20 protein-coding genes are annotated in these 23019 nt (G+C 45.7%); 11 read left to right on the top strand and 9 right to left on the bottom strand.

Going from position 1 to position 23019, the window contains the following annotated elements:
* Positions 1-85 precede the first annotated feature (85 nt).
* Positions 86-592, top strand: a complete 507-nt coding sequence (locus C9I89_RS00550; protein ID WP_107281396.1) for a YehS family protein — start codon at positions 86-88, stop codon at positions 590-592.
* 152 nt (positions 593-744) lie between these two features.
* On the opposite strand, the gene asnS is transcribed toward C9I89_RS00550, so the two are convergent.
* The 3 genes from asnS to queE form a co-directional block, all read right to left on the bottom strand.
* A complete protein-coding gene (gene asnS, locus C9I89_RS00545) occupies positions 745-2145 on the bottom strand; it encodes an asparagine--tRNA ligase (RefSeq protein ID WP_107281827.1) in 1401 nt (466 codons plus the stop codon).
* A gap of 368 nt (positions 2146-2513) precedes the next feature.
* On the bottom strand, positions 2514-5300 hold the full coding sequence (locus C9I89_RS00540; protein ID WP_107281395.1) for a hydrogenase expression protein HypA: 2787 nt from the start codon (positions 5298-5300) through the stop codon (positions 2514-2516).
* Between the two features lie 198 nt (positions 5301-5498).
* Positions 5499-6167, bottom strand: coding sequence for a 7-carboxy-7-deazaguanine synthase QueE (gene queE / locus C9I89_RS00535; RefSeq protein ID WP_107281394.1), 669 nt, complete (start codon positions 6165-6167; stop codon positions 5499-5501).
* A gap of 332 nt (positions 6168-6499) precedes the next feature.
* Here queE and C9I89_RS00530 point away from each other — a divergent pair, with 332 nt between their 5' ends.
* The 3 genes from C9I89_RS00530 to C9I89_RS00520 all read left to right on the top strand — a co-directional run bounded on the left by C9I89_RS00530 (position 6500) and on the right by C9I89_RS00520 (position 8007).
* Positions 6500-6790 (top strand): DUF134 domain-containing protein, encoded by a 291-nt coding sequence (locus C9I89_RS00530; protein WP_107281393.1) that lies wholly within the window; start codon positions 6500-6502, stop codon positions 6788-6790.
* A 6-nt stretch (positions 6791-6796) separates the two neighbouring features.
* Positions 6797-7357 carry a NifB/NifX family molybdenum-iron cluster-binding protein gene (locus C9I89_RS00525; protein WP_107281392.1) on the top strand — a complete coding sequence of 187 codons (561 nt, stop codon included), beginning with the start codon at positions 6797-6799 and terminating at the stop codon, positions 7355-7357.
* Between the two features lie 161 nt (positions 7358-7518).
* Entirely contained in the window at positions 7519-8007 is a 489-nt protein-coding gene (locus C9I89_RS00520) for a PaaI family thioesterase (protein WP_245905370.1), read from the top strand.
* A 108-nt stretch (positions 8008-8115) separates the two neighbouring features.
* Here C9I89_RS00520 and modD read toward each other — a convergent pair whose 3' ends face one another.
* The gene (gene modD, locus C9I89_RS00515) at positions 8116-8961 is read right to left on the bottom strand and encodes a ModD protein (protein ID WP_107281391.1); all 846 of its coding nucleotides are present in this window, start codon (positions 8959-8961) and stop codon (positions 8116-8118) included.
* Positions 8962-9715: 754 nt separating this feature from the next.
* Here modD and mlc point away from each other — a divergent pair.
* Positions 9716-10930 (top strand): sugar metabolism global transcriptional regulator Mlc, encoded by a 1215-nt coding sequence (gene mlc / locus C9I89_RS00510; RefSeq protein ID WP_107281390.1) that lies wholly within the window; start codon positions 9716-9718, stop codon positions 10928-10930.
* A gap of 117 nt (positions 10931-11047) precedes the next feature.
* Here mlc and C9I89_RS00505 read toward each other — a convergent pair whose 3' ends face one another.
* The 3 genes from C9I89_RS00505 to bioA all read right to left on the bottom strand — a co-directional run bounded on the left by C9I89_RS00505 (position 11048) and on the right by bioA (position 13870).
* A complete protein-coding gene (locus tag C9I89_RS00505) occupies positions 11048-11329 on the bottom strand; it encodes a (Fe-S)-binding protein (RefSeq protein ID WP_281258227.1) in 282 nt (93 codons plus the stop codon).
* Positions 11330-11699: 370 nt separating this feature from the next.
* Positions 11700-12266: an LON peptidase substrate-binding domain-containing protein gene (locus C9I89_RS00500; RefSeq protein ID WP_425440396.1), complete on the bottom strand. Its 567-nt coding sequence runs from the start codon at positions 12264-12266 to the stop codon at positions 11700-11702.
* 323 nt (positions 12267-12589) lie between these two features.
* Complete coding sequence (gene bioA, locus C9I89_RS00495) at positions 12590-13870, bottom strand: adenosylmethionine--8-amino-7-oxononanoate transaminase (protein WP_107281389.1); 1281 nt, start codon at positions 13868-13870, stop codon at positions 12590-12592.
* 165 nt (positions 13871-14035) lie between these two features.
* Here bioA and bioB point away from each other — a divergent pair, with 165 nt between their 5' ends.
* From bioB to bioD, 4 genes are read left to right on the top strand one after another with little or no spacing between them, the layout of a single operon-like run.
* Positions 14036-15088: a biotin synthase BioB gene (gene bioB / locus C9I89_RS00490; RefSeq protein ID WP_107281388.1), complete on the top strand. Its 1053-nt coding sequence runs from the start codon at positions 14036-14038 to the stop codon at positions 15086-15088.
* Positions 15060-16271 carry an 8-amino-7-oxononanoate synthase gene (gene bioF, locus C9I89_RS00485; RefSeq protein WP_245905369.1) on the top strand — a complete coding sequence of 404 codons (1212 nt, stop codon included), beginning with the start codon at positions 15060-15062 and terminating at the stop codon, positions 16269-16271. The genes bioB and bioF overlap by 29 nt, the downstream gene beginning before the upstream one ends.
* Entirely contained in the window at positions 16264-17115 is an 852-nt protein-coding gene (gene bioC, locus C9I89_RS00480) for a malonyl-ACP O-methyltransferase BioC (RefSeq protein ID WP_107281386.1), read from the top strand. Before bioF ends, bioC begins: the two co-directional genes overlap by 8 nt.
* A complete protein-coding gene (gene bioD, locus C9I89_RS00475) occupies positions 17108-17788 on the top strand; it encodes a dethiobiotin synthase (RefSeq protein WP_107281385.1) in 681 nt (226 codons plus the stop codon). Before bioC ends, bioD begins: the two co-directional genes overlap by 8 nt.
* Before the next feature lie 115 nt (positions 17789-17903).
* On the opposite strand, the gene C9I89_RS22370 is transcribed toward bioD, so the two are convergent.
* Positions 17904-18068: a hypothetical protein gene (locus C9I89_RS22370; RefSeq protein ID WP_170107590.1), complete on the bottom strand. Its 165-nt coding sequence runs from the start codon at positions 18066-18068 to the stop codon at positions 17904-17906.
* A 469-nt stretch (positions 18069-18537) separates the two neighbouring features.
* On the opposite strand from C9I89_RS22370, the gene C9I89_RS00470 reads away from it, so the two are divergent.
* The gene (locus C9I89_RS00470; RefSeq protein WP_107281824.1) at positions 18538-19851 is read left to right on the top strand and encodes a malic enzyme-like NAD(P)-binding protein; all 1314 of its coding nucleotides are present in this window, start codon (positions 18538-18540) and stop codon (positions 19849-19851) included.
* A 299-nt stretch (positions 19852-20150) separates the two neighbouring features.
* Entirely contained in the window at positions 20151-21029 is an 879-nt protein-coding gene (gene htpX, locus C9I89_RS00465) for a protease HtpX (protein ID WP_107281384.1), read from the top strand.
* 221 nt (positions 21030-21250) lie between these two features.
* Here htpX and C9I89_RS00460 read toward each other — a convergent pair whose 3' ends face one another.
* Positions 21251-22816 carry an FGGY-family carbohydrate kinase gene (locus C9I89_RS00460; RefSeq protein WP_107281383.1) on the bottom strand — a complete coding sequence of 522 codons (1566 nt, stop codon included), beginning with the start codon at positions 22814-22816 and terminating at the stop codon, positions 21251-21253.
* Positions 22817-23019 lie beyond the last annotated feature (203 nt).

The following is a 23019-nucleotide window of genomic DNA, read 5'->3' as shown; positions in this document are numbered from 1 at the left end:
AGAATGCGGTGAAATCTGTTAAAATAGCGGGCTAACTTGGCAGTGAGTCGTTGTGACACAACTGCAATTGAACTAGGACATATTTGTGACCAATAACGATATCTTGCGCCGTATCCGCTATACCTTTGATTTTAATGATTCAACAATGATTGAGATCTTCGGCGCGGCCGATCATGAGGTAACGCGGGAGCAGGTCAGCGATTGGTTAAAGAAAGAAGAAGACGCAGCATTTAAAAAATGCAGAGACATTGAATTAGCGATCTTCTTAAATGGTTTGATCAATGTTAAGCGTGGTAAGAAAGAAGGCCCTCAAGCTGAGCCCGAAAAGCGCTTAACCAACAATATGATTTTCATGAAGTTGCGTATTGCGTTAAATCTGAAAGCGGAAGATATTATTGATATCTTGAAGCTTGCGAACTTTAGCCTTAGTAAGCACGAACTTAGCTCGTTCTTCCGTAAACCTGAAAATAAGCACTACCGCGAGTGTAAAGATCAAATTCTGCGTAATTTCTTACAAGGTATTCAGCTGGATATACGCCCAGAATCTGCTGCAGAACAGAGCGATGAAGGTAACGAACAATCTGACGCGTAATGCAGTGTGGATGACACCTTTAGTATAACGATGATGAGCGGACGTTAAAGCGAATGCCTTGATGTACTGCAGGTATTACATATAAACAAAAGGCTACCCGAAGGTAGCCTTTTTAATATGTTTGAAACTTCAGCTTATTGAGAAAGCGTCAATTAGAAGTTTGCAGAGCGCGGTGCACGTGGGAATGGGATCACATCACGGATGTTTGCCATGCCGGTTACGTAAGTGACCAGACGCTCGAAACCTAGACCGAAGCCTGAGTGAGGAACTGTGCCGTAACGACGTAGGTCACGGTACCAATCTAGGTGAGTAGGGTCGATCCCCATCTCTTCGATTCGCTTGTCCAGAAGCTCTAGACGCTCTTCACGCTGAGAGCCACCGATGATTTCACCGATACCTGGTGCTAGAACGTCCATCGCTGCAACTGTCTTACCATCGTCGTTCATACGCATGTAGAACGCTTTGATATCTTTCGGGTAGTTTTTAACGACAACAGGTGCTTTGAAATGCTCTTCTGCAAGATAACGCTCGTGCTCAGAAGACATATCGATGCCCCACTCAACGTCGAACTCAAAATCACGGCCTGAGGCTTTTAGGATTTCAATTGCGTCTGTGTAGTCAACCTGCGCAAAGTCGGAGTCGACGAATTGCTCAAGGCGAGTGATTGCTTCCTTGTTGATGCGTTGTGCGAAGAACTCAAGGTCATCACGACGTTCTTCAAGCACGGCTTTGAATACATACTTCAGCATGTCTTCAGCCAGTTTTGCTGCGTCATCAAGATCAGCAAACGCCACTTCGGGCTCGACCATCCAGAACTCTGCAAGGTGGCGGCTGGTGTTTGAGTTTTCTGCACGGAACGTCGGGCCAAACGTATACACTTTGCTTAGTGCACAAGCGTACGTTTCAGCGTTCAACTGGCCAGATACCGTCAGGAAGGTTTCTTTACCGAAGAAGTCTTTATCAAAATCAACTTCACCAGCGTCAGTCATTGGAACGTTAGCCATATCGAGAGTCGACACGCGGAACATCTCACCGGCACCTTCACAGTCAGATGCTGTGATAAGTGGCGCTGACATCCAGAAGTAACCTCGCTCGTGGTAGAAGCGGTGAATGGCTTGAGACAGACAGTTACGAACACGCGCAACAGCACCGATCACGTTAGTACGCGGACGTAGGTGAGCGACTTCACGTAGGTATTCAATTGAGTGACGAGTTTTCGCCATTGGGTACGTATCAGGGTCTTCAACTAAACCAACAACTTTAACGTCAGTTGCTGCTAGTTCGAAATCCTGACCTTTAGCCGGAGACTCAACAATCTTGCCTGTTACCTCAACAGAGCAACCAGTTGTCAGTTTAAGTACTTCTTCCTGGTAATTATTTAACTCATTCGGGACCACGGCCTGAATCGGGTCGAAACAAGAGCCGTCATAAATGGCAAGAAAAGAGATCCCAGCTTTGGAATCACGACGTGAGCGGATCCAGCCACGAACAGTGACTTCAGTGTCTACTGCTAGCTTTCCGCTTAATACGTCTGTTACAGGCGCGTAAGTCATGTTTAAATTACTCTCCGTTAAGGCACTTACTTTGTCATTAAAGATATATTGTGCTTTAAGATTCATTCCGAAAGAGCAATATTACCTGTCTTACGTCAAGCATCAAGCTTTGTTATCACTTGAAAGGGTAAATTGATGAAGTAATTGCTCTTGTTGTTCTGATAGCTGCTCAATAATTACACTAATCTCGTAAGGTTGTAGCATTTGTGCATTATTTGAGCAGAGATGGTTATGCTGAATGCTTAGTAATTAAAGATAATCAGGGGTGATGAGCTTGATTGAATAAATCACATGCTAAGCAATGGTTTAATTTGTTGTATGGCACAATCAATGAGACGAGTATTTCAATACTCGTCTCATTGATATTGCTAACCTTCTGCCGGAGGAGGGGGGAGTTCACACTCTTGCCCGTCATTTAGAATTGTGCCTCCTGCCAGGGGCTCAGCGCCGTCTGGGTTATGTTCTACGTCTGGTACGTCAGAAGCCCTTATCAAGGTGACGGTGTCGCTCCAGATTTCTCCTTCTTCAGCGGTGTATTGCAGTGTTTCGTCGGTTTGCCAGCGGGTCTGATGGTTAAAGGCTTTAATCGCAAAGTCTAAGCCGTCTGATTCAGTGATAGTTATGCGTTCGTTCATCGAACCGTCGCTCGCTTCGTAGTAAAGCGTACCATCTTCGTTTATCTTCCATTTGATATCGAAGTTGAATCCACATCCGTCCGAATCGACATACTTGCCTAAGAAGAAATCGCCACTAAAACTATCGCTTAATCTCAGATAACGGGATGTGTCATTGCGGAAAGTTAACGCCATGTCATCACTGTTGTCGCCGTCTTGGCCGATCAGCATCGCTTCGGTGAAGCGGGTGGTTTTGTTATCCCAGGTAACCATACAGCTAGCTGCCTGATCCTGATATTGAGGCAGAGATTTTTTAACTGTCGGGGTGGTGGTTTCCTGACTCCAGCCCGAATCGTTGTCTGCACAAACCGCTAGTTCGTCTGGCGCATACTCTTTGGTGATTTGCGTATAAATTTCACGGGTCGGTGCACCTATGTCCTCTTTGCGAGCCATATAGGTTTTGATTGCCAGTAACTTGTTATCCGGGTCTCGGCTGGTCAACGCCCAAAGATCGAAATCATCATCTTTTAACGGCGGGTTCCAGTTAAGACGCAAATAACCTTGTTCGGTCAGCGACCAGGTTTTTTCCGAGCCCTGTAAGACGCCATTAGTATAAAACTCCCAGATGTTGTTTTCTTTTAAGATAATGGTTTTGATATTGCCCTCTGGGTCGATTTGTACCAGCTGCTGGTCAAACAGATCCGACACTGATTGGGTGGTGAAGCGTTCATCGCCGCCGCACTCGATCACCGCATTTAAGAATTTGTCTTCTGTTGCAGCTTGATTGTCGCCAAAGTAACAGTAGCCAAACGGTGGCAGGTTGTCTCGGCTGGCAGCAGTAAAAATTTGCTCTTTAGCTGCGTCATTAAAGCCTGAATAGTGAAATTCCTGAGGATCCAGTATGGTTTCACCAATGTTGACGTAACCTTGGTCTTCGACCAGAAACAGATACCGGGTGTTAAAGCGATAACTGTTGTCGAGCTGGGTGATCGCTTCAGGTACTTCGAACTGAATCATATTGAAACCAAATGGTTGCGCAGATGCCCAGCTGGCAGTTTTTTGAATTTGCCAGTTGTCACCGGCAATATTGAACCAGTAATGGACGCTGCCGCCGTTAGGTTCATCTTCATCTTTGACGAATTCCACAATGACGTTGTCAGAGAGCTTAAAGCCGTTAACATTTAGGATGGTTCCACTGGCTTCGCTGTTCATTACATCGTTGACAGCGGTATAAAAGGTAACAGGCATCGCTATCGGTGAGATACGACAAGCGGCGGAGTCATTACGGTTGTTGCATAGCGTATAGCGCTCATTTTCAGGCCGCCAGGTAAAGTAATATCCAATTGCACCGTCTTCAAAGACAGCACCTTCTGCAATGTATTTGATTAAGTGGTGGTTCTCTTTGGTCGATAAGAAGTCGTGGAGCTTTTTGCCTGCCAGTGAATATGAACTGACTTCTAAGAAGGTTCCGGCATTATCACTCTCCGTTAGTGCGGCATCGGTGAGCATGGCTGTGCTGGATGTCGCAAGTAACACCTTGGAATAGTTGTAAAGACCGACCCAACCTCGAGCGGTGAGCACTTGGTTTTTAATGTCATTGGAAGTAAAGGTGGTATTCTCACTGATATAGGTAAACTGTTCCGTCAGGGCAATGTCATTAACCCCGTCTTTTCCCCAGTCGTATTCCGTCGTTGTGGTGATCGGATTGATATATTGCATGTTATCGGCATTGATACCGCTGCCATCATTCGAAGCAAAGCTGTTTAAACGCCAATAGCCGCCGTTTAATACCGCTTCAACGCTGTCTTTATTACCAGTTTGTTCGCTGTATTTACGTTCAATAATTCCTGCCGTAACTCTTTTCACGATGCTGAGGGTCATCAAATCACGGATCCTCATGCCCAGGGTGCCGATTTGCGGCATTAATGTGACATCAAGTTCCTCTCCGACATCATCAACAAAGTCTTGGGCTGCAGCTAACTTACGGCGGCTGGGATCGCTGACAACTTCGTAGAAAATGCTCCATTCTTGGTCTTGTACTACTCGCTTGGCGAGGGCGGAATAGGCCATTGTTGAATTTAATGTCACCACCACATCGGATGCTGTGAGTGGTGCCATTAACAGGTTATCAGGCAAGGGTTCACCAACCGTAAAATCAGGTGTGTTATACAGATCAACTAACAAAACTGCATTAAAACGCTTCGCTACATTTGCATCGATGATATAGAGGCCATTCGACTGTTTTTCCCAGCTGGTAATATTGGCTTGCCGGTAAATATTGCCAACCTGGTCGAGTAATACGATAGCAAAGTTGTTATCAGTCAGATTGACCTGAGCATCGGCGTAAGCGTGATTAATCAGGGTAAAGCCAGTGTTATAAGCGGTTGTCAGCCCCACGGGGGAGTCGACGTTGATACTAAACTGGGTTGAAACCGGTACTTGTTCACCGGCTACGTTCACGGGATCACCACTACCCCCACCGCAGGCCTGCAATAATCCTGCGGCGGCAGCGCAAAGAAAAAGGCCAAGATAAGCGCGCATACTAATTTCCCCAATAATAGAAAACATTGCTGTCTATGATGTCTATGTTTTTGGTTAGTATAGGTAGGTGAAATTCTAATAATGTAAAAGCTGCAGGGGGATCTCGCAGATAGTTCTGAATCTAATTTATGAGATTATCATAAGAATCTGAGAATAAAAAAACCGCTGAATCAGCGGTTTCTTATCTGTTTACACGGCTTATGCAATCGCCAGATATTTATGAGTCTGGATTGATAAACGCCAGTTGCGTTTTATACAAGTGTCGATGCAAAGCTCAGTTGCGCGTGGTTTCTGGCTGATCGGCTGCAAAGCCACTTCCACTGTTTCTTTTAGCGGCACGCCGTCAAGCAGGTTATCAAGTTGTTCGATATCCTTAGCGGTACCAACCGGATGCTTTATTTCATCGGCACGCTGCAGTGCAGAAGGGAGAACCGGTAATTTCGCCTTCATATTGATTTTCGGTGAAACCGTTACCCAGGTATCATCGGTTGCACGAATTTCTGCGGTACCACTTGTTTCGATCTGACAACGGTAACCGGCCTGCTCAAGTGCCTGAGTTAGTGGTATTAAGTCATAGATACAAGGTTCACCGCCAGTTATCACAATATGCTTGGCGGTATAACCATGCTCACGAAGCAATGCTACAACGCCTTGTGCATCAATATTGGTCCAGAGCGGGGAATCGCCCTTCTTCGCCATGATGTCATCTACAGACGCATAATCAGCAGGCTCGGCATTCCAGGTTTGTTTGGTATCACACCATGAACAGCCAACAGGGCAAATTTGTAAGCGAACAAAAATGGCTGGAACCCCGGTGAAGACACCTTCACCCTGAATCGTCTCGAAGACTTCATTAATCTTGTACACTGCTAACCTCGCGGTGAATTGGAAAATACCTAATAACTATTCACTTCTTGCTGTTTTGTTCAACACCGATCTTAAGCGCTAATAAACACCGACTTATTTCTCTTTTCATGAACGAACTACGTGTCAATTGAGCCGAAACAGAGAGAAATGTTGAATGACTGCAATTCTATTTCGGAAAATATATGCGATAAAAACAGCAGCAGAACATTATGTCAGAACCAAAAGCGGTTGTCTTTAGCCATTCGACGTGATGGATGCCATGGAGTAAAAAGTTTCTGGCATAAGCCAATAACTAGGTGTATAAATAGCATATGCCATTTATAGGAGGCCTCATGCCAAGACCAAAAATCCCAAGAAATATTTGTGGTCGCCCTGCTGATAGTTGCTTTAAACCCAACAGGATCCCAATGAGTCAGCTTGAACAGGTTCAACTTGCCAATGATGAGTTTGAGGCGTTGCGACTGGTTGATCTATTGAGAATGCAGCAACAAGAAGCGGCAATCGAGATGGGTGTCTCCCGGCAGACCCTGGCCAATGTTCTGAAATCAGCCCGTTTTAAAGTAATGGACTGCCTTACTCAGGGCAAGGCCCTCATCATGCACTGTGAGGAAGAAAAGGAGTAACAAATTATGATCACCGCAATTCCGATGAATGAAGATCGTATTGCCAATCATTTCACTAAGGCTGAAAACTTTAGTTTTATCAATGAGCAAGGCGAGGAAGTTAGCCGCCATGCCAATCCGGCACACAGCAGCCATTGTGCTGGTAAGCAGAATCTGCTGGATCTGCTAATCCAGCAACATGCTGAGCGCATCGTCGTACGTAACATTGGTATGCAGATGTTAGCCAAACTACTCGCGCATCAGCTTACCGTTTTTCAAACCAACTGTGGTCGTCGCAACACAGTAGAGCTGGCCAATCCGGAAGCCGCCGGGTTGGTTCCTCTGACTGAAGCCGACCAGGGACGTCCGTCTCTCAATCATGAAGTAAAGGAAAAAGAGGGTGGTTGTCGACATAAGAGAGTGTCTATATCCAAACAGGGACGCTGTTGTCAGCAGCAGACTGACGGTCATGAGGCACATGGAAGACATCACCATAAAGATGGTCACAATGCTCATAACCGAGGCCATGGTCGATGTGGACATGGTACGTCGAGAGGCAGCCACTGTTGCCGCACGACCCCTGTTTAGTTTATTGCATTTTTCGCTCAGGTAACTGACCAAGCTGCATAAGGAAAACTGTGGTTGTCATACCGCGAGTATTAGGGCCTCAATAGCACAAATAATAACTTGGCTCCTGAGAAAGTCCGGGAGCCTATTTAGCATCAGATTTATTTTAAAATGGATCCACCATGTCTTCATCTGTAATGAATAATCCGGAAAAAAGATTTTTACAAAATGAGATTAAGAAATGCGATTTATTCAAGTCAACGCTTCTCTTGGATAAAGTGAATAAACAAAAGAGCCATCAACACTGTATGTTATGTGGCACACAATCAACCTTTGGTTTGAAACTTGATTTTTACAATGATCAAGAGGGTGTCGTTTGGGCAAAGGCTAAAGGGAGTATTCATCAGCAAGGTTATCAAGGCATTTTACATGGTGGCTTTATTGCGGCGTTACTTGATGCCGGAATGTGCAACGCGATTTTTAATCAAGGCGTTGAAGCTGTAACAGGTGATATAAATATCCGCTACCTTGCAGAAATTCCACTCACAGCGGATATTATTATTCGAGGCAAAATAAATTCTTCCTACTTAACGCTCTATAAAGTTGAAGCAGATATTTATGTTGATCGACAGCTTATGGCAAAAAGTACTGCACGTTTTATGAAGCGCTAAGAGAGGCTTTGTTGAACATGCCCAAGGTTCTATGTTCTGTCAAATGTCCAGATCGCGACTTGGGCCTTTAGTTCATTGCTTATGCGCAGATCATGTTAATTATTACCTTTAAATTGGCGTGATAATTACTTTAATGTCTTCTGGTGCGGCATAGTATGGAGCAGAGGTAATAAACAAGGTTACTCCTGTCTGAGCATATTCCGCAGCATTCGTACGATTGATCCCTCCGGCGACAGAAAGCATCGTTTGCTGACCTGACTTGGCTAACAGTTGCTGTGATTGGATCACTTCTGATACGGAAAACTTATCAAGCTGAATGATATCCGGTGCGGCTTTCACTAGCTCTGCTATCTGGTCGGGTGTATCTGCTTCAATTGTAATTTTATTTTCCGGTGCCTGCTGGCGTAACAGGCTGACATGCTGTTGCCAGTTTTCAGGTTCTAGGCAGAGGCGACGGTGGTTTGTGAAAACCAGTAAAGTTTCGCTAAGTCCCGAACGATGAATATGCCCACCGCCGGCCAATACGGCAGCTGTGGCCAGCTTACGGGTTCCCGGGATGCTTTTTCGGGTACAAGCGACAATGGCATTAGGATTGACCCGCTGAACTTGCGCAACCATATCCGCGGTATACTGGGCGACGCCACAGCACCATTCCAGCACCAGCTGCGCGGTTTTCCAGCCACTGTGCAATTGTTCTGCTTTCCCTTCGACTTCAAGCAAGATCGTACCGGCATCAACGTCGACACCATCTTCTATATGTTTGACAGGCTGAAGCCCGAGTTTCGTCAATAAGGCGCTCGCCACCGCGATCCCCGCAACACGGCCTGATTGTTTTCTCTTAAATACCATTTTTGCCGTATGTTGCTCGATCCCTAGGGTGCGGGTCGTTAAATCTCCCCGGTAAGCATCTTCTAGCAAAAAGGTATCGAGTTCATGATCCGAAAAATACAGCATATTATCTCCTGTTAATGGACTTGTGCCTGGCAACGATACGAACCTGACGCTCGGAAGGGCCGCGGGCCTCGTGTGGTTCATGGGTAAGTAAGAGAATGTTTGTGACTGCCATGGCGCGTTATAATGATTCTGAAATTATCAACAAAGCTGAGGACAATCAGCTTATTAGCGTAACATTTACGGGAATGTTGAAATGTGAGAATACCCGCATCCGTATGGATGGGAAAGGTTGCTGAATGCAGTGCATCGCTTTCTCTAGACCTAACGTCTCTCCGATACCGCGAAAATGCTTACATAGCAAAAATTTCACACAGACGTCCCCCTATAACAGATTTAACGCGGTTAAATCTGGTGAAGACTCGCTTTCAGGAAAAATATCAGCTTAAGCATTGTGTTTTATATGCTGATTGTATCGTTATTATAACAGTGGTGTGATATACATCGAACAAGGAAGGGATTGATTTAATTTAGACCATGAAAAATGTTGTTAGTGATATGCACTTCACATCCTTCACACGAAAATTTGATCATGTTTTAGATTGCTTGGAGAATGAAATCTGTGAGCTAATCCTCTTAATGAGAGGTTTGTTGAGGCTAATATTCAAAAAAAGCTGTTCATGCTTTAGTGAAAATCAGTTTTTTTTTAGGCTGAGAATTAAAGGTTGTTAACAAATTTTGTTTTTTGTAGTTGGTGGTGTTAGCATCTATTTATTAATTTGTTGTTTTTCTGATTTTTATTACGGGAGCATACAAGATGTATGTCGCACAGCCAGGACATATTGACCATATAAAACGAAATAATGCTGGCAGCGTATACAAGCTTATTGATCAATATGGACCTATTTCGCGCATTGAATTATCTAAGCGAAGCCTGCTCGCACCGGCCAGTATTACTAAAATTACCCGTGAGTTAATTGATGCTCACCTTATAAAAGAAACCGAATATCAAGAGTCTACCAGCCGAGGCCGGCCAGCTATTGGGCTATTGCCGGCCAATGAAGGTTGGCAGTTTTTATCTCTAAGGCTAGGGCGTGGTTACTTGACGATCGCCTTGCATGAGTTGGGGGGGGATATTCTGGTTGAGGAACGCCAGAATATTGAAGAACTTAATCAGGATGCCGTCGTCGAGAAGTTACTGTCTGAAATTAATGTGTTTTTTGCCAATCATGTCAGTGAGCTTGATCGGATCACCGCCATTGCGGTGACACTACCGGGATTAGTCAATGCGCAGGAAGGCATTGTCTTGCAGATGCCGCACTACAATGTTCGTAATCTGTCACTGGGGCCGGTTATTCATGAGGCAACGGGATTGCCCGTATTTATCGGTAATGATACCCGTTCCTGGGCGCTGGCTGAGAAGCTATTTGGCAATTCACGTGGCGTGGCAAATTCTATCCTGATCTCTGTTCATCAGGGAGTAGGAGCAGGTATTGTCCTCGATGACAAGGTATTGCAGGGCAGTACGGGTAATGTCGGAGAATTGGGGCATATCCAGATCAAACCCTATGGCAAACGCTGTTTCTGTGGCAATCATGGCTGTTTAGAAACCGTTGCCAGTCTCAGCGCTATTTTGGAGCAGATTGACCAACGACTAAGGGAAGGGCATCCGTCCAGCCTGTATGGCACGGTACTGACCATCGAGAAGATTTGTGACGCAGCAGTGGCCGGTGACAGTTTGGCAAGGCAGGTAATCATTGAGTTGGGTCATAACCTGGGGCAAGCCATTGCCATTATGGTAAATCTGTTTAATCCGCAGAAGATCCTGATCGGTGGTGAGTTTAATCGAGCAAAGAATGTTCTTTATCCAGCGATAATGGAGTGTATTCGTACTCAGTCGCTGCCGGTCTATAACCGGGAATTAGTGATTGAAGAAAGCTGTTTTTATACTCAGGCAACTATGCCGGGGGCGGCACTGGTCAAGCAAGCCATGTATGACGGCCATTTGCTGATGAAGTTGGTTGAAGGTTAACTTAGCCACTAATACTAATTGGTATCAAAAACACAGCTCAGGCTGTGTTTTTTTTGTCTTCTTGTCGGTATCAGAAATGATCTTTGATTTCCATATAACGTTCACGGATATGCTCGATTAGAGCTTGGATCCTTTTTGCCGGTTTTCTGGTGTAGCCAGCAAACGAAGTGGCTCTTCTCGTACACCCAGTTTGCGGATCAGGCTACAAGAAGGGTGATAAACCGCGCGGCCGTTAAGGCGAGCACCAACATTCTCAACACCCAGCTGACCGACAATGAACAATGTCAGTTCATAAAGGCGATCTGCAATATTTTGTGCACGTTCAGCCCAATCTGGCTCATCAGCCAGATATTTCGGGTACTTTTTTACAGTTGCTGCACACGAACTTGCCGGAGTCACAATCGGGAGAGTATTTTAAGTAGGAAATACTGGCTGGCTATGAATTTATTTATCGTAAATGTTCTGAAAATTGAACTAATTGTTACTAAAATCGATCTGTTAATAATCACAATATTAGATTATTAACCTAGTTATCATCTAGTTGTATTAATGGGACAGTCGAGCGGTTATCTTGATTGGTGGGTTATTGGAAACAATGATTTTGTGATTGTTACCTAATTGAAATAGTTTGGGTATCAAGGTAGCAGGCAAGTCTAGAGCGATGCTGGAAAAAGGAATTAATTATCAAGCACAACAATTGTAGTAAAATTACAACAAAAAGTCTCAACAATGCTAGGATCCGCTAGCATCTATTGAGATATGAAATGGACTAATTATTTCTATATTTTTCATCAATCACGCCATGCAGAAAAGAGAGTGCGGCACGATGATCGTTTCTACTCATAAACCACTGTTTCTGAGTTGTATCTAAAGGAAGAATTTCCAACCACCGTTGGCAGACCCATGTCATATCCTCAAAATCAGGGGTTGGATAATTGACTGAATGTTCAGGGTATTCTTTAAGCAAAACTCTCAGGGTATTGGGGACGTCACGGTCAATGGATCTAATTTCAGTCTTTGACCAGTTGTCCATCAGGCTAACATCACCAAAGTGCAAGCCGTCATCTTCGTGCCAATAGTCATTAATAATGAACTTATCAACACCTTGAATCGTTACGCCTAACAGGCCATCGGGCAGACTCTCAAAGTCGGTTATGATGGCACGGGTACCAAAATGACAGATTTTATCATCGTCTTTCATACAGAGCCCAAAGCCATCGCTTGACGCCATAGCCAGCTTGACTAAACGAGTGTATCGAGCTTCAAAAATCCTCAGCTTACTAATACCACCGGGTAACAAGTAAAGTTGCAGAGGGAAAAGGGGTAAACGCATCATTCTTAATCCTTACTGATATCGTTACTAGTAATGATTTCCGGTAGCGCGAATTCGCTCAAGTGATCGAAATGATCATTAGTGTCTGTTTCACATAAATTATGAATAGTTGAAGCAGCTAAACACGTCATCCCGGAATCGAGGTACGAGATATCCGGGATCCAGATCTAACCGTGTGCGCCTTAGATTCCGTATAAGTTCGTTCCCCACTTTACGGAATGACGACGTTTGGTGACTGAACTCGTCAAAACTTCTGTGATGCAGTACTAGTACTACCAATATTGATTATAAGCAGACAAATATAGGAATTTGTCTGCTTTTCGATACTATTGAAGTATTTGCAAAATTGCTAAAGTGAGACAGCTAAGTTCTTGAGGCTTAATAATAAAAGGTGGCATGATGTAGATAAGCTTGCCGAAAGGGCGAATCCAGACACCTTTGTCTACGAAGGATTTTTGAATTTCGGCCATGTTGACCGTTTCATGCAGTTCGACGACGCCTATCGCCCCTAACCAGCGTACTGCCTTCACCTTATTAAGTTTTCCGATTTCAGGAAGCGTTTCAGCCAGTTGCCGCTCAATATTATGAACCTGCTGCTGCCAATCACCTTGCATCAGCAGTTCAAGACTGGCATTTGCTACCGCACAAGCTAATGGATTGCCCATAAAAGTCGGGCCATGCATAAAGCAGGCGGCTTCCCCGCTACATACCGTGTCGGCAACATGTTTGGTTGTTAAAGTGGCTGATAATGTCATGTAGCCACCTGTCAGTGCCTTTCCTACACACATGATGTCAGGGCTGATATTGGCATGTTCACAGGCAAACATTTTGCCCGTACGACCAAATCCGGTGGCGATTTCATCGGCAATAAGCAGCACATCGTACTCATCGCATAATTGGCGAATACGGGTCAGATAAGTCGGGTGGTAAATACGCATCCCCCCCGCGCCCTGAACGACGGGCTCGATAATAACAGCCGCCAGTTCGTTGCGATAGGCGATCAGATTGTTCCTAAAATCAGTGATGTCGTCTTCACACCACTCATCATAGAAACCGCACTCAGCGGATTCTGCGAAAATGTGTTCGGGTAAGAAGCCTTTATAAAGGCTGTGCATAGAATTGTCGGGATCGGTGACCGACATCGCGGCAAATGTATCACCATGATAGCCATGACGTACGGTCAGAAATTTCGGACGACGCTGCCCTTTTGCATGCCAGTATTGCAAGGCCATTTTCAGTGCAACTTCAACGGCGACAGAGCCGGAATCGGCCAAAAAAACGTGTTGTAGTGGCGCTGGAGTCAGTGCTACCAGCTTGCGACACAGCTCGACGGCAGGCTGGTGGGTAATGCCACCAAACATGACATGCGACATTTTATCAAGCTGGCTTTTAGCTGCTTGATTCAGAGCCGGGTGGTTATAGCCATGTATGGCAGACCACCATGATGACATGCCATCAATCAATTCCCGACCATCTTCAAGTTTCAGGTATACGCCCTGTGCGCTTTCGACAGGGTAACAAGGCAGCGGAATGATAGTCGATGTATAAGGGTGCCAAACGTGTTGTTGGTCAAATTCCAGATCAATGTAGCTGGTTGAGTTTTGCACAGTTGTAAACCTTCAATCTTATTCTTGGTTGACAGTCTACTCACTAGAAGTAGACTAGCCAAGTATTGAAACCTGTTTGAACAATGATTTGTGAAGTCTTCGCCTTAGAAACCGACAGGTGCATTGTTCAGATGTGAAATGATAATAAAGAAGAGGTTACTACACGTGGAAGTACGTCACGACTGGACAGTCGAGGAAGTTCAAGCCTTATTTGAAAAGCCGTTTATGGATCTGGTGTTTGAAGCGCAGCAGGTACATCGCCAGTATCACGAACCAAACAAAGTGCAGGTAAGTACTTTATTATCAATTAAAACCGGTGCATGCCCGGAAGATTGTAAGTACTGTCCACAGAGTGCGCATTATCGTACTGATGTAGAACGTGAGCGCTTACTGGAAGTGGAGAGTGTACTTGACGCCGCGAAGAAAGCGAAATCGTCTGGTGCAACCCGGTTCTGTATGGGGGCGGCTTGGAAGAACCCGAAAGAACGCGATATGCCCTATTTGATGGATATGATCCGCGGCGTGAAAGGAATGGGCCTCGAAACCTGTATGACACTGGGAATGATCACCGGTGATCAGGCTGATGAACTGGCTGATGCCGGTCTGGATTACTATAACCACAACCTGGATACGTCGCCGGAATACTACGGCAACATTATCACCACCCGTACTTATCAGGATCGTTTAGATACCCTGAGCCATGTCCGTGATGCTGGAATGAAAATCTGCTCGGGCGGTATTATCGGTATGGGTGAAAGCTCTCGAGACCGTGCCGGCCTGTTAGTTGAGCTAGCAACTTTGCCGACTCACCCGGAAAGTGTACCAATTAATATGCTGGTAAAAGTCAAAGGTACGCCACTTGAAGATGTCGATGATGTTGACCCGTTTGATTTTATCCGGATCATCGCGGTTGCCCGTATCATCATGCCAATGTCGGCAGTTCGTCTGTCTGCGGGCCGTGAAGACATGAATGAACAAATGCAGGCGCTGTGCTTCATGGCGGGGGCGAACTCAGTCTTCTACGGTTGTAAATTACTCACCACACCAAACCCAGGTGAAGATAAAGATATGCAGCTATTTGCGAAACTGGGTATTAATAGTCAGGAAAAAGTGACTAAACCTGATGAAATTCAAGAGCAAGAACTGCTGGGGCAAGTAGCACAGCGGGTTGCTGCCCGTCCGGACAAAGATGACTTGTTCTACGATGCGTCAATTTAATCGAAGCTTTAATCAAAAAATTGAGCAGGCACTGGCTGAGCGAAAGAGCCGGGGGTTATATCGCCAGCGTGCTTGCTTGTCTCGCGACAGGCAAAGGGTTCAGGCTTACGGTCAATCGTTCGTTAACTTCTCCAGCAACGATTACCTCGGTCTGGCGCAAGATCCGGCTTTGCTTGCCGCATGGCAGGAAGGCTTAACGCGCTACGGCACGGGCAGTGGTGCATCACCTCTTGTAACGGGTTTTCATACCGCTCATCAAGAACTTGAAGTTCAGCTAGCCGACTGGTTGGGTTATGACCGTGCCTTGCTGTTTAACAGCGGATTCAGTGCTAACCAGGCCGTACTCTTTACCTTGCCGGAGAAGAACGACCTTCTGCTGCAAGATAAGCTCAATCATGCCTCGCTGATGGAAGCGGGCATGTTATCTCCTGCCTCCATGCGTCGTTTTGCCCATAACGATATGACAGCATTAACCCGCTCTCTTAATAAACTCGGCAATGGCAAAACGGCTGTGAATACCGATAAACAAGAAGCAACGCCTTTGGTGATCACCGAAGGCGTATTCAGCATGGATGGGGATCTCTCGCCACTCGCCGAAATGGCTCAGCTTTGTCGTCAGCATGACAGCTGGTTGATGGTTGATGATGCCCATGGCTGTGGTGTCTTAGGTGAACAAGGACGCGGTAGTTGTGCGCATGCTAATGTGAAGGCTGATATCTTAGTCGTCACTTTTGGTAAAGCGTTTGGCTTATCAGGCGCGGCCGTATTATGTGATGAAAATACCGCGGAATACCTGATCCAATTTGCCCGCCACTTTATCTATTCAACAGCCATGCCGCCGGCACAAGCGTATGCCTTAAGTACCGCTTGCCGCTTGATCCAACAGGGCGATTGGCGTCGCGAAAAACTGCAAGAGCTAAGTCATCACCTGACCGCCAGGCTAGATGGTGGGATCCGTTTAGTTGACACCCAAACCCCCATAAAGCCGCTGATGATTGGTGAGAGTGCGCAGGCTGTGGCTGCGTCACAGGCTTTAAAAGAACAAGGGCTGTGGGTGAGCGCCATACGACCGCCCACTGTTCCGGTAAACAGTGCACGTTTAAGAATCACCTTAACTGCAGCACATACGCTTGCCGATATTGAGTACTTGGCAACAACTTTAAATGAGGTGATTCATGGCTAACAGAATGAATGCTGTCACTCATGAGACGCACATGGCGCAGATCTCAATGGACGTTGATAAAATGTCGCCAGTCGATAAACGAGCGGTTGCAGAAGCCTTTGGCCGAGCGGCCAAGCACTATGATAATGCTGCGGCGTTTCAGCGTGAAGTCGGCCATCGGTTATTAGACCGGCTGTCGGCCGGCTCCCATGCCGGAAGTAAAGCGCTTGATTTAGGTTGCGGTACTGGCTACTTTTCGCAGCATTTAAGCCAACGGGGCTATCAGGTTTGTGCTGCAGACTTGTCGTTGCAAATGCTGGATCAAGCTAGGTTACGTTGCGGCGATGAGGTGACGTACCTTGAAGCCGACGCCGAGTGTCTGCCTGTTAGTGATAACCAATTTGATACCGCCTTTTCCAGCCTGGCGTTGCAGTGGTGTGATGACCTGTCAGTGCCGCTGAAAGAACTGAAGCGAGTAGTTAAACCGGGTGGGTTGATCCTCTTTACCACTTTAGTAGAGGGTTCTCTGTATGAGCTTGTCCAAGCGTGGAAGCAGGTTGATCAATATCAACATGTGAACCAATTTCTTTCGCAAAACGCCATAAAACTTGCGCTGGCGCAAGCGGGCTGTGTAATCGATACCCTAGAATTCACGCCAATTAGAGTGAACTATCCAGCGGCAGTTGGACTCATGAAGGATCTTAAAGGGATAGGGGCGACACATCTGCAACAAGGGCGCAAAGCAGGCTTGGCCGGTCGTAAAACGATTAAGGCATTAGAAAGCGCCTACGATGAGTTTCGAGATGAGAAAGGACAACTGCCAGCTACATATCAAGTCTGTTTTGGAGTAATTATTAATGACTAACGCTTTCTTTCTAACAGGAACAGATACCGAAGTTGGTAAAACTGTTGCTTCTCGCGCAATTTTACACGCAGCTGCCAGCGCGAATATAAAGATGGCGGGTTATAAGCCTGTGGCGTCAGATAGTACGTTAACAAGTGAAGGTATGCGTAATTCAGACGCATTGTATATCCAGGCTGCTTCAGTTGTTGAGCTGGAATATGATGAGGTTAACCCTTACGCTTTTGAAGCGCCGATTTCCCCTCACCTGGCTGCGGAACACGAAGATCGCGTCATTGATTTTGACGTGCTGTCACAAGGTTTAGAAAACCTGAAGGCGAAGTCAGACGCCGTGTTAATTGAAGGTGCGGGTGGCTGGCGCGTACCGATATCACGCAGCGATTACCTCTCAAGCTGGGTAAAACGTGAAAAATTACCGGTGATCCTGGTGGTCGGTGTCAAGCTGGGCTGTTTAAGCCACGCTATTTTGACGGCAGAAGCGATTCAACATGATGGTTTAGAGCTGGTTGGCTGGGTTGCGAACCGGATCAATCCGGGACTGGAAAACTACGCTGAACTTATTCGGATGCTGGAAGACAATCTGCCAGGTAAAAAGTTAGGTGAAATTCCTTATATGCCGGGCATCAAAAAGCGCGACTTGTCGAAGTACATTGATTTAGAGCCTCTGGGGCTTTAGTCGGCAGAAGCGGCTGATGCTTCGCTCCGAGACTCGAGAGATTAGAACTCGCACCTCGATACAGCGCTAACGAAAAAGGCACCAATCGGTGCCTTTTCTGTATTCTTTGAATAGCTTAGCAATTATCGTCAGTTAGGCCGATAAGTGCTTCTTGCGTATTTGTCAGTGGCTTCTTGCCTGATGTGTCCAGCCCTAATTCTTTATGAGCTTCATCAACTGTCATGCCAAGATGGCAGCATAGGATATCAATCGCAACTTGGTATTTCTCTTGGTCGGCCATGATCCTTCCTTGATAAATTAACGAGGAAATAAAATAAATGTCCTGACAAACATAGTCAAATTTTTTTCCTGATGCAATAAGACTAAAGTCTAAGACCTGAGTCTAATCCCCCGAAAAGCATCAAAGCTTAAGCGCTGATGCCTTGCTACATGAACAATCGATCCCTTTATTTGTCAACGATGAAAAGGGCGTGATACTCCAATCTGACCTTCCACGCCTAATCTTATAACTGTCTACCAGTAATAATTGTTCATCTGTATGCGTAATTAGACGTAATTAGACGTAATTTGAGAGGGAAATGAACTAAATCAGCACCTTACAGGTAGTATGGAATGTGGGGTGAAATTTCATATGAAATTTATTCCAATAAGTATTTTTCCATTATTCTTATTAGCAAGCTATCGTCAAATGTGATTGGACCTGATAACGTATTATTTTTAATCAAAAACATCATGAGCCAGAGGTGGATATGCGCATTGTTGAAATACTATTAGTAGAAGCCCCACATAAACCTGGTTATATGGCCAAAGTTCTTGGTGTGATTGGTGAGTTTGGTGCAACGGTAGAAGGCTTAAATGCGGTTCGTCGTTTAGATAAAGACACAATTTGGGAGGTCACTGTAGAATATGATGATTCGCTAAGCATTGAAGAATTATCTGAGCAAATCAATCTTCTTCCAGATACCTTTATAACCGGCAAGTCAGATCGAGTTTTTAATCGTCATAAGCAAGGTAAGATTAAAACCGTATCGACCATTACTATAGACTCTTTAGAAATTTTAAGAGATGTATACACTCCTGGCGTTGCCAGAGTTTGCCAGGCAATACAACAAACTCCGAGTAAAATAAAGGATTTTACTAACCTTCAAAATACTGTAGCTATAGTTACCAATGGTACCGCCATTCTAGGTTTAGGGGATATTGGCCCGGAAGCGGGTTTACCGGTAATGGAAGGTAAAGCCGCGATACTGGCCGAAATAGTCGGTTTATCTGGCGTACCTATATTGTTAAAAGAAAAAGACCCGTTAAAAATCATTGAAATTGTCGAAGCTATTTCACCATCTTTTGGTGCTATTTTATTGGAAGATATAAAAGCTCCTGAATGCTTTACTATTGAAGATGAATTAATTGAGCGAGTAAATAAGCCAGTTTTTCATGATGATCAACATGGAACCGCCATGGTGGTATTAGCTGCACTGTTATCTGCTACAAGGCAAGCTAGGGTTAACTTAAAAGATCGTGTATTCGGCCAAATAGGTCTTGGTGCTGCAGGGATGGGCATTTGTAGCTTGCTCATAGAATATGGCGTAAAAGATGTTGTTGGTTGCGATCTAAGTATTGATGCACAAAAGAAACTTCGCAGCTTAGGCGGGAAGCCATTAAGTTTAGATGAGGTTATGGCAACCGCCGATGTGGTAGTGGCCACCACAGGGGTGAGAGGTTTAATAAAACCAGAAATGGTTCGTGAAGGTCAAATTATCATGGCATTAACCAACCCTGATCCGGAAATTGAACCCAGTGTAGCTTTAGAAAATGGCGCACTATTTGCCACCTGCGGTAAAGTGGTGAATAACATGCTGGCGTTTCCGGGTTTATTCAAAGGTACACTAGATGCTGATGTTACAAAAATCACTCACCAGATGAAAATTGCCGTCTCAGAAACCTTGTCGGCACTGGCGAAAAATGGTGCTTTAGTGCCGGCATCCTTAGATAGGGATGCTCACAACAAAGTGGCTGAAGCTGTATATAAAGCTGCGATAAAACAAAAGAACGAATATCTGTAATTACCGGATTTTCTATTGATTCAGACAACCACCATTTGTAATCTTTCATTAACAAAGGGTGTTATCAATTATCACGAATGTGTAAAATCAGCGTATTGACTTACAGAGTTGGTTTTGATCATTACGAATGGTAACAATTTACAACTTTCACTTTTAATCACTTTGATCGACCATACTGTAAATATCTAACCGGAATAATAGGTGGGACACTCTTGATAGATTGCTTAAATCTGTGACACCATAATAATTCTGTTTGGTGTAAATATCAGAAGCTTCTTTTGTTGGAGAAAATTGTAAATATGAAGCGAATTGCATTGTTTTTGGCAACTAACCTTGCCGTAATGCTGGTTTTCAGTGTTGTCCTGAACGTTATTTATGCTGTCACTGACCTCCAGCCTGGTAGTCTTTCTGGCCTGTTGGTGATGGCTGCACTGTTTGGTTTCGGCGGCTCGCTGTTTTCTTTGTTTATGTCAAAGAAAATGGCACTTCGCTCTGTGGGTGGGATGGTTATCGAACACCCGCGCAATGAAACCGAGCATTGGCTTATGGAAACGGTTTCTCGTCAGGCGCAAAATGCCGGTATCGGTATGCCGACCGTCGCGGTCTATGATTCTGCCGATATCAACGCGTTTGCAACAGGCGCGAAGCGTGATGATTCATTAGTCGCAGTATCAACAGGATTGCTGCACAGCATGACGCGCGATGAGGCGGAAGCCGTACTGGCACATGAAATCAGCCACATTTCGAATGGTGACATGGTCACCATGACTCTGATGCAGGGCGTCGTGAATACTTTTGTTATCTTCGTTTCTCGTTTAGTTGCCGGTATTGTTAGTGGCGTTAACAGCAGCGACGAAGAAGGCGAAGGCGGTAGCTACATGACTTACTTCATCGTATCTTCAATTATGGAAGTGCTGTTTGGCTTCCTGGCAAGCATTCTGACCATGTGGTATAGCCGTCACCGTGAATTTAAGGCCGATGCGGGATCAGCTCATTTGGTTGGTAGAGATAAGATGATTGCAGCGCTTGAGCGCCTTAAACTTAGCCAGGAATCTCAGCTAGAGGGGTCAATGATGGCTTTCGGTATCAATGGTAAGAAATCGTTGTCTGAACTGTTCATGACGCACCCGCCACTGGAAAAACGTATTGATGCACTGCGTCGTGGTGAGCACCTGTAATCGTCTTAACTGCTCGTGTTTTTCCACATAAATTATCAAGCGTTGAAGCACCGTCATCCCGGAATTGAGGGACGAGATATCCGGGATCCACCTCTAACCGTGTGCCCCTTAGATTCCGTATAAGTTCGTTTCTCACTTTACGGGATGACAAGTTTAGGTATTAGTACCGTTTCTTACTGAAAACCCTTTTGCTTCTTTTATGGCAAAAGGGTTTTTTATACCTATTCGGGGTAGCAAGTTATTTCGCGGATTTTCGCGTACAGGGGCTGGAGCTTTTTGTAGATATCGAGATAAACCTGATTATAGAGTTTATCGTACATTTGGTGATGCGTCGGGTTGGGTTCAAAACACTGCCCTTTATGGACCATGGCCTGAACCGCTTCAGTGAAACTGTCGTGCAGCCCGATGCCGACGGCAGCATCAATCGCGGCACCCAAGCCCGATGTTTCGTATGTATGCGGCCTGAAGGCTGGCAGACCGAAGATATCGGCAGCAATTTGCATTGCGGCATCGCTTTGTGAGCCGCCTCCGGATACCCGCAGTTCCGATATTTTATAGCCGCTTCGTTTTTCAATGGCTTCCAGGCCTTCTCTCAGGCCAAAAGCCAGACCTTCTAAAATAGCCCGATAGAGGTGAGCTCTGGTATGCACATCGCCAAATCCAATGACGGCACCCTTGGCCTCGGGACCGGGCTGTTTCACACCGGGGCCCCAATAGGGTTGTAGCATCAGCCCCATCGAGCCGGGCGGGACTGAATTCACCAGCTCATCGAATAATGATTCGGCTTCAACGCCAGTCTGTTCGGCTTTGATTTGTTCTAAATGGGCAAATTGATCCTTGAACCAGCTGACCATCCAGAACCCGCGATAGAGCATCACTTCAGAGCAGTAGGAGCCGGCGATTGCGGATGGATAAGGCGGTAGGAAGCGAACCGCCTCGACATATTTCGACATGGTGACATTGATAGTGGCTGTTGTGCCGAAACTTAAACAGCCAATCTCAGACGATTGGCCGCCTGACCCCAGTACTTCACAGGCTTTATCGGCAGCAGCAGCAATAACCGGCAGATCTTCGGGGATCCCGGTTTGTTCTGCCGCCTGAGCTGTAACCTGACCTATCCGGGTGCCGGGTTTAACCAGCTGGAGCAGTTGCTCCGGCTTGATATGCAATGCCCGCCATTTCCAGTCCAGATCGCTGGCCCATTTGTGTTTTTTGTAGTCAAAAGGCAGGTAACCAACCTGTGAACCTGATGAGTCAGCCCATTCGCCAGTTAATCGATGGTGAAAGAAGCCAGAAAGGAAAGTGAACTTATGGGTTTTATCCCAGATCTCACGCTCAGCCTGATAAATCCAGTTGGGCTGTGCTTTTTGGCGAAAAGTATCAATTGTTTCGGTCAGGCCCAAAAGCTTAAAGCTGTTATCCCAAAACCATCCCATACCTGTATTCGGGCGATATTTTCGCTGATCGAGCCAGAGAATAGCCGGTCGCAATGGTTCGCCATCGGCATCAAGCGGCAGCATCGTGCCGCGCTGAGTCGTCACTGACATCGCCTTGATACGGGATTTATCGATGCCTTGCTGCCAAAGCAGCTGACAAGCCTCGCAAAGTTTTTGCCAGTAATAGTTACCGTCCTGCTCACACCTGCCAGGTTGAGGGCTCACGTACGGCGTCAGTTTGATCTTAGATTTGGCAATCAGTTGCCCCTGTAGATCAAAAACCAATGCACGTACACTTTGGGTGCCGTTGTCGATGACCAGCAGCCATTCGCTGTTATTATTAATTGTCATGAGGTATCTGGTAATGCCGCTCTGAGGTGTGTCAATCCAGTTGCCACATCTGGACAGCAAAACTTCAAGGTGACAGTGTAACCTTGGCTATATGCAGGTTGTGTTCTGGTTAACTAAATTGTGCCGTTGTTAGCGGTTTGAATAAATCTGCTTTTTGCCATTTTGCGGCATCAAGCACTTGTTGCGCCATTAAATTGTAAGTG

The sequence above is a fragment of the Photobacterium lipolyticum genome (assembly GCF_003026475.1).
GTDB classification, from domain to species: Bacteria; Pseudomonadota; Gammaproteobacteria; order Enterobacterales; family Vibrionaceae; genus Photobacterium; species Photobacterium lipolyticum.
Note: the sequence above shows the minus strand (reverse complement) of the source record. Positions and strands in the feature narration are given on the sequence as shown.

Excerpts from the sequence above, each read along its gene's own strand:
- bioF (WP_245905369.1), top strand. The coding sequence starts at position 15,060 with ATGACTTGTTCTACGATGCGTCAATTTAATCGAAGCTTTAATCAAAAA.
- modD (WP_107281391.1), bottom strand. The coding sequence starts at position 8,961 with ATGCTGTATTTTTCGGATCATGAACTCGATACCTTTTTGCTAGAAGAT.
- mlc (WP_107281390.1), top strand. The coding sequence starts at position 9,716 with ATGTATGTCGCACAGCCAGGACATATTGACCATATAAAACGAAATAAT.
- bioC (WP_107281386.1), top strand. The coding sequence starts at position 16,264 with ATGGCTAACAGAATGAATGCTGTCACTCATGAGACGCACATGGCGCAG.
- asnS (WP_107281827.1), bottom strand. The coding sequence starts at position 2,145 with ATGACTTACGCGCCTGTAACAGACGTATTAAGCGGAAAGCTAGCAGTA.
- htpX (WP_107281384.1), top strand. The coding sequence starts at position 20,151 with ATGAAGCGAATTGCATTGTTTTTGGCAACTAACCTTGCCGTAATGCTG.
- C9I89_RS00540 (WP_107281395.1), bottom strand. The coding sequence starts at position 5,300 with ATGCGCGCTTATCTTGGCCTTTTTCTTTGCGCTGCCGCCGCAGGATTA.
- C9I89_RS00530 (WP_107281393.1), top strand. The coding sequence starts at position 6,500 with ATGCCAAGACCAAAAATCCCAAGAAATATTTGTGGTCGCCCTGCTGAT.
- bioD (WP_107281385.1), top strand. The coding sequence starts at position 17,108 with ATGACTAACGCTTTCTTTCTAACAGGAACAGATACCGAAGTTGGTAAA.
- C9I89_RS00460 (WP_107281383.1), bottom strand. The coding sequence starts at position 22,816 with ATGACAATTAATAATAACAGCGAATGGCTGCTGGTCATCGACAACGGC.
- C9I89_RS00525 (WP_107281392.1), top strand. The coding sequence starts at position 6,797 with ATGATCACCGCAATTCCGATGAATGAAGATCGTATTGCCAATCATTTC.
- C9I89_RS00520 (WP_245905370.1), top strand. The coding sequence starts at position 7,519 with ATGTCTTCATCTGTAATGAATAATCCGGAAAAAAGATTTTTACAAAAT.
- C9I89_RS22370 (WP_170107590.1), bottom strand. The coding sequence starts at position 18,068 with ATGGCCGACCAAGAGAAATACCAAGTTGCGATTGATATCCTATGCTGC.
- C9I89_RS00500 (WP_425440396.1), bottom strand. The coding sequence starts at position 12,266 with ATGATGCGTTTACCCCTTTTCCCTCTGCAACTTTACTTGTTACCCGGT.
- C9I89_RS00470 (WP_107281824.1), top strand. The coding sequence starts at position 18,538 with ATGCGCATTGTTGAAATACTATTAGTAGAAGCCCCACATAAACCTGGT.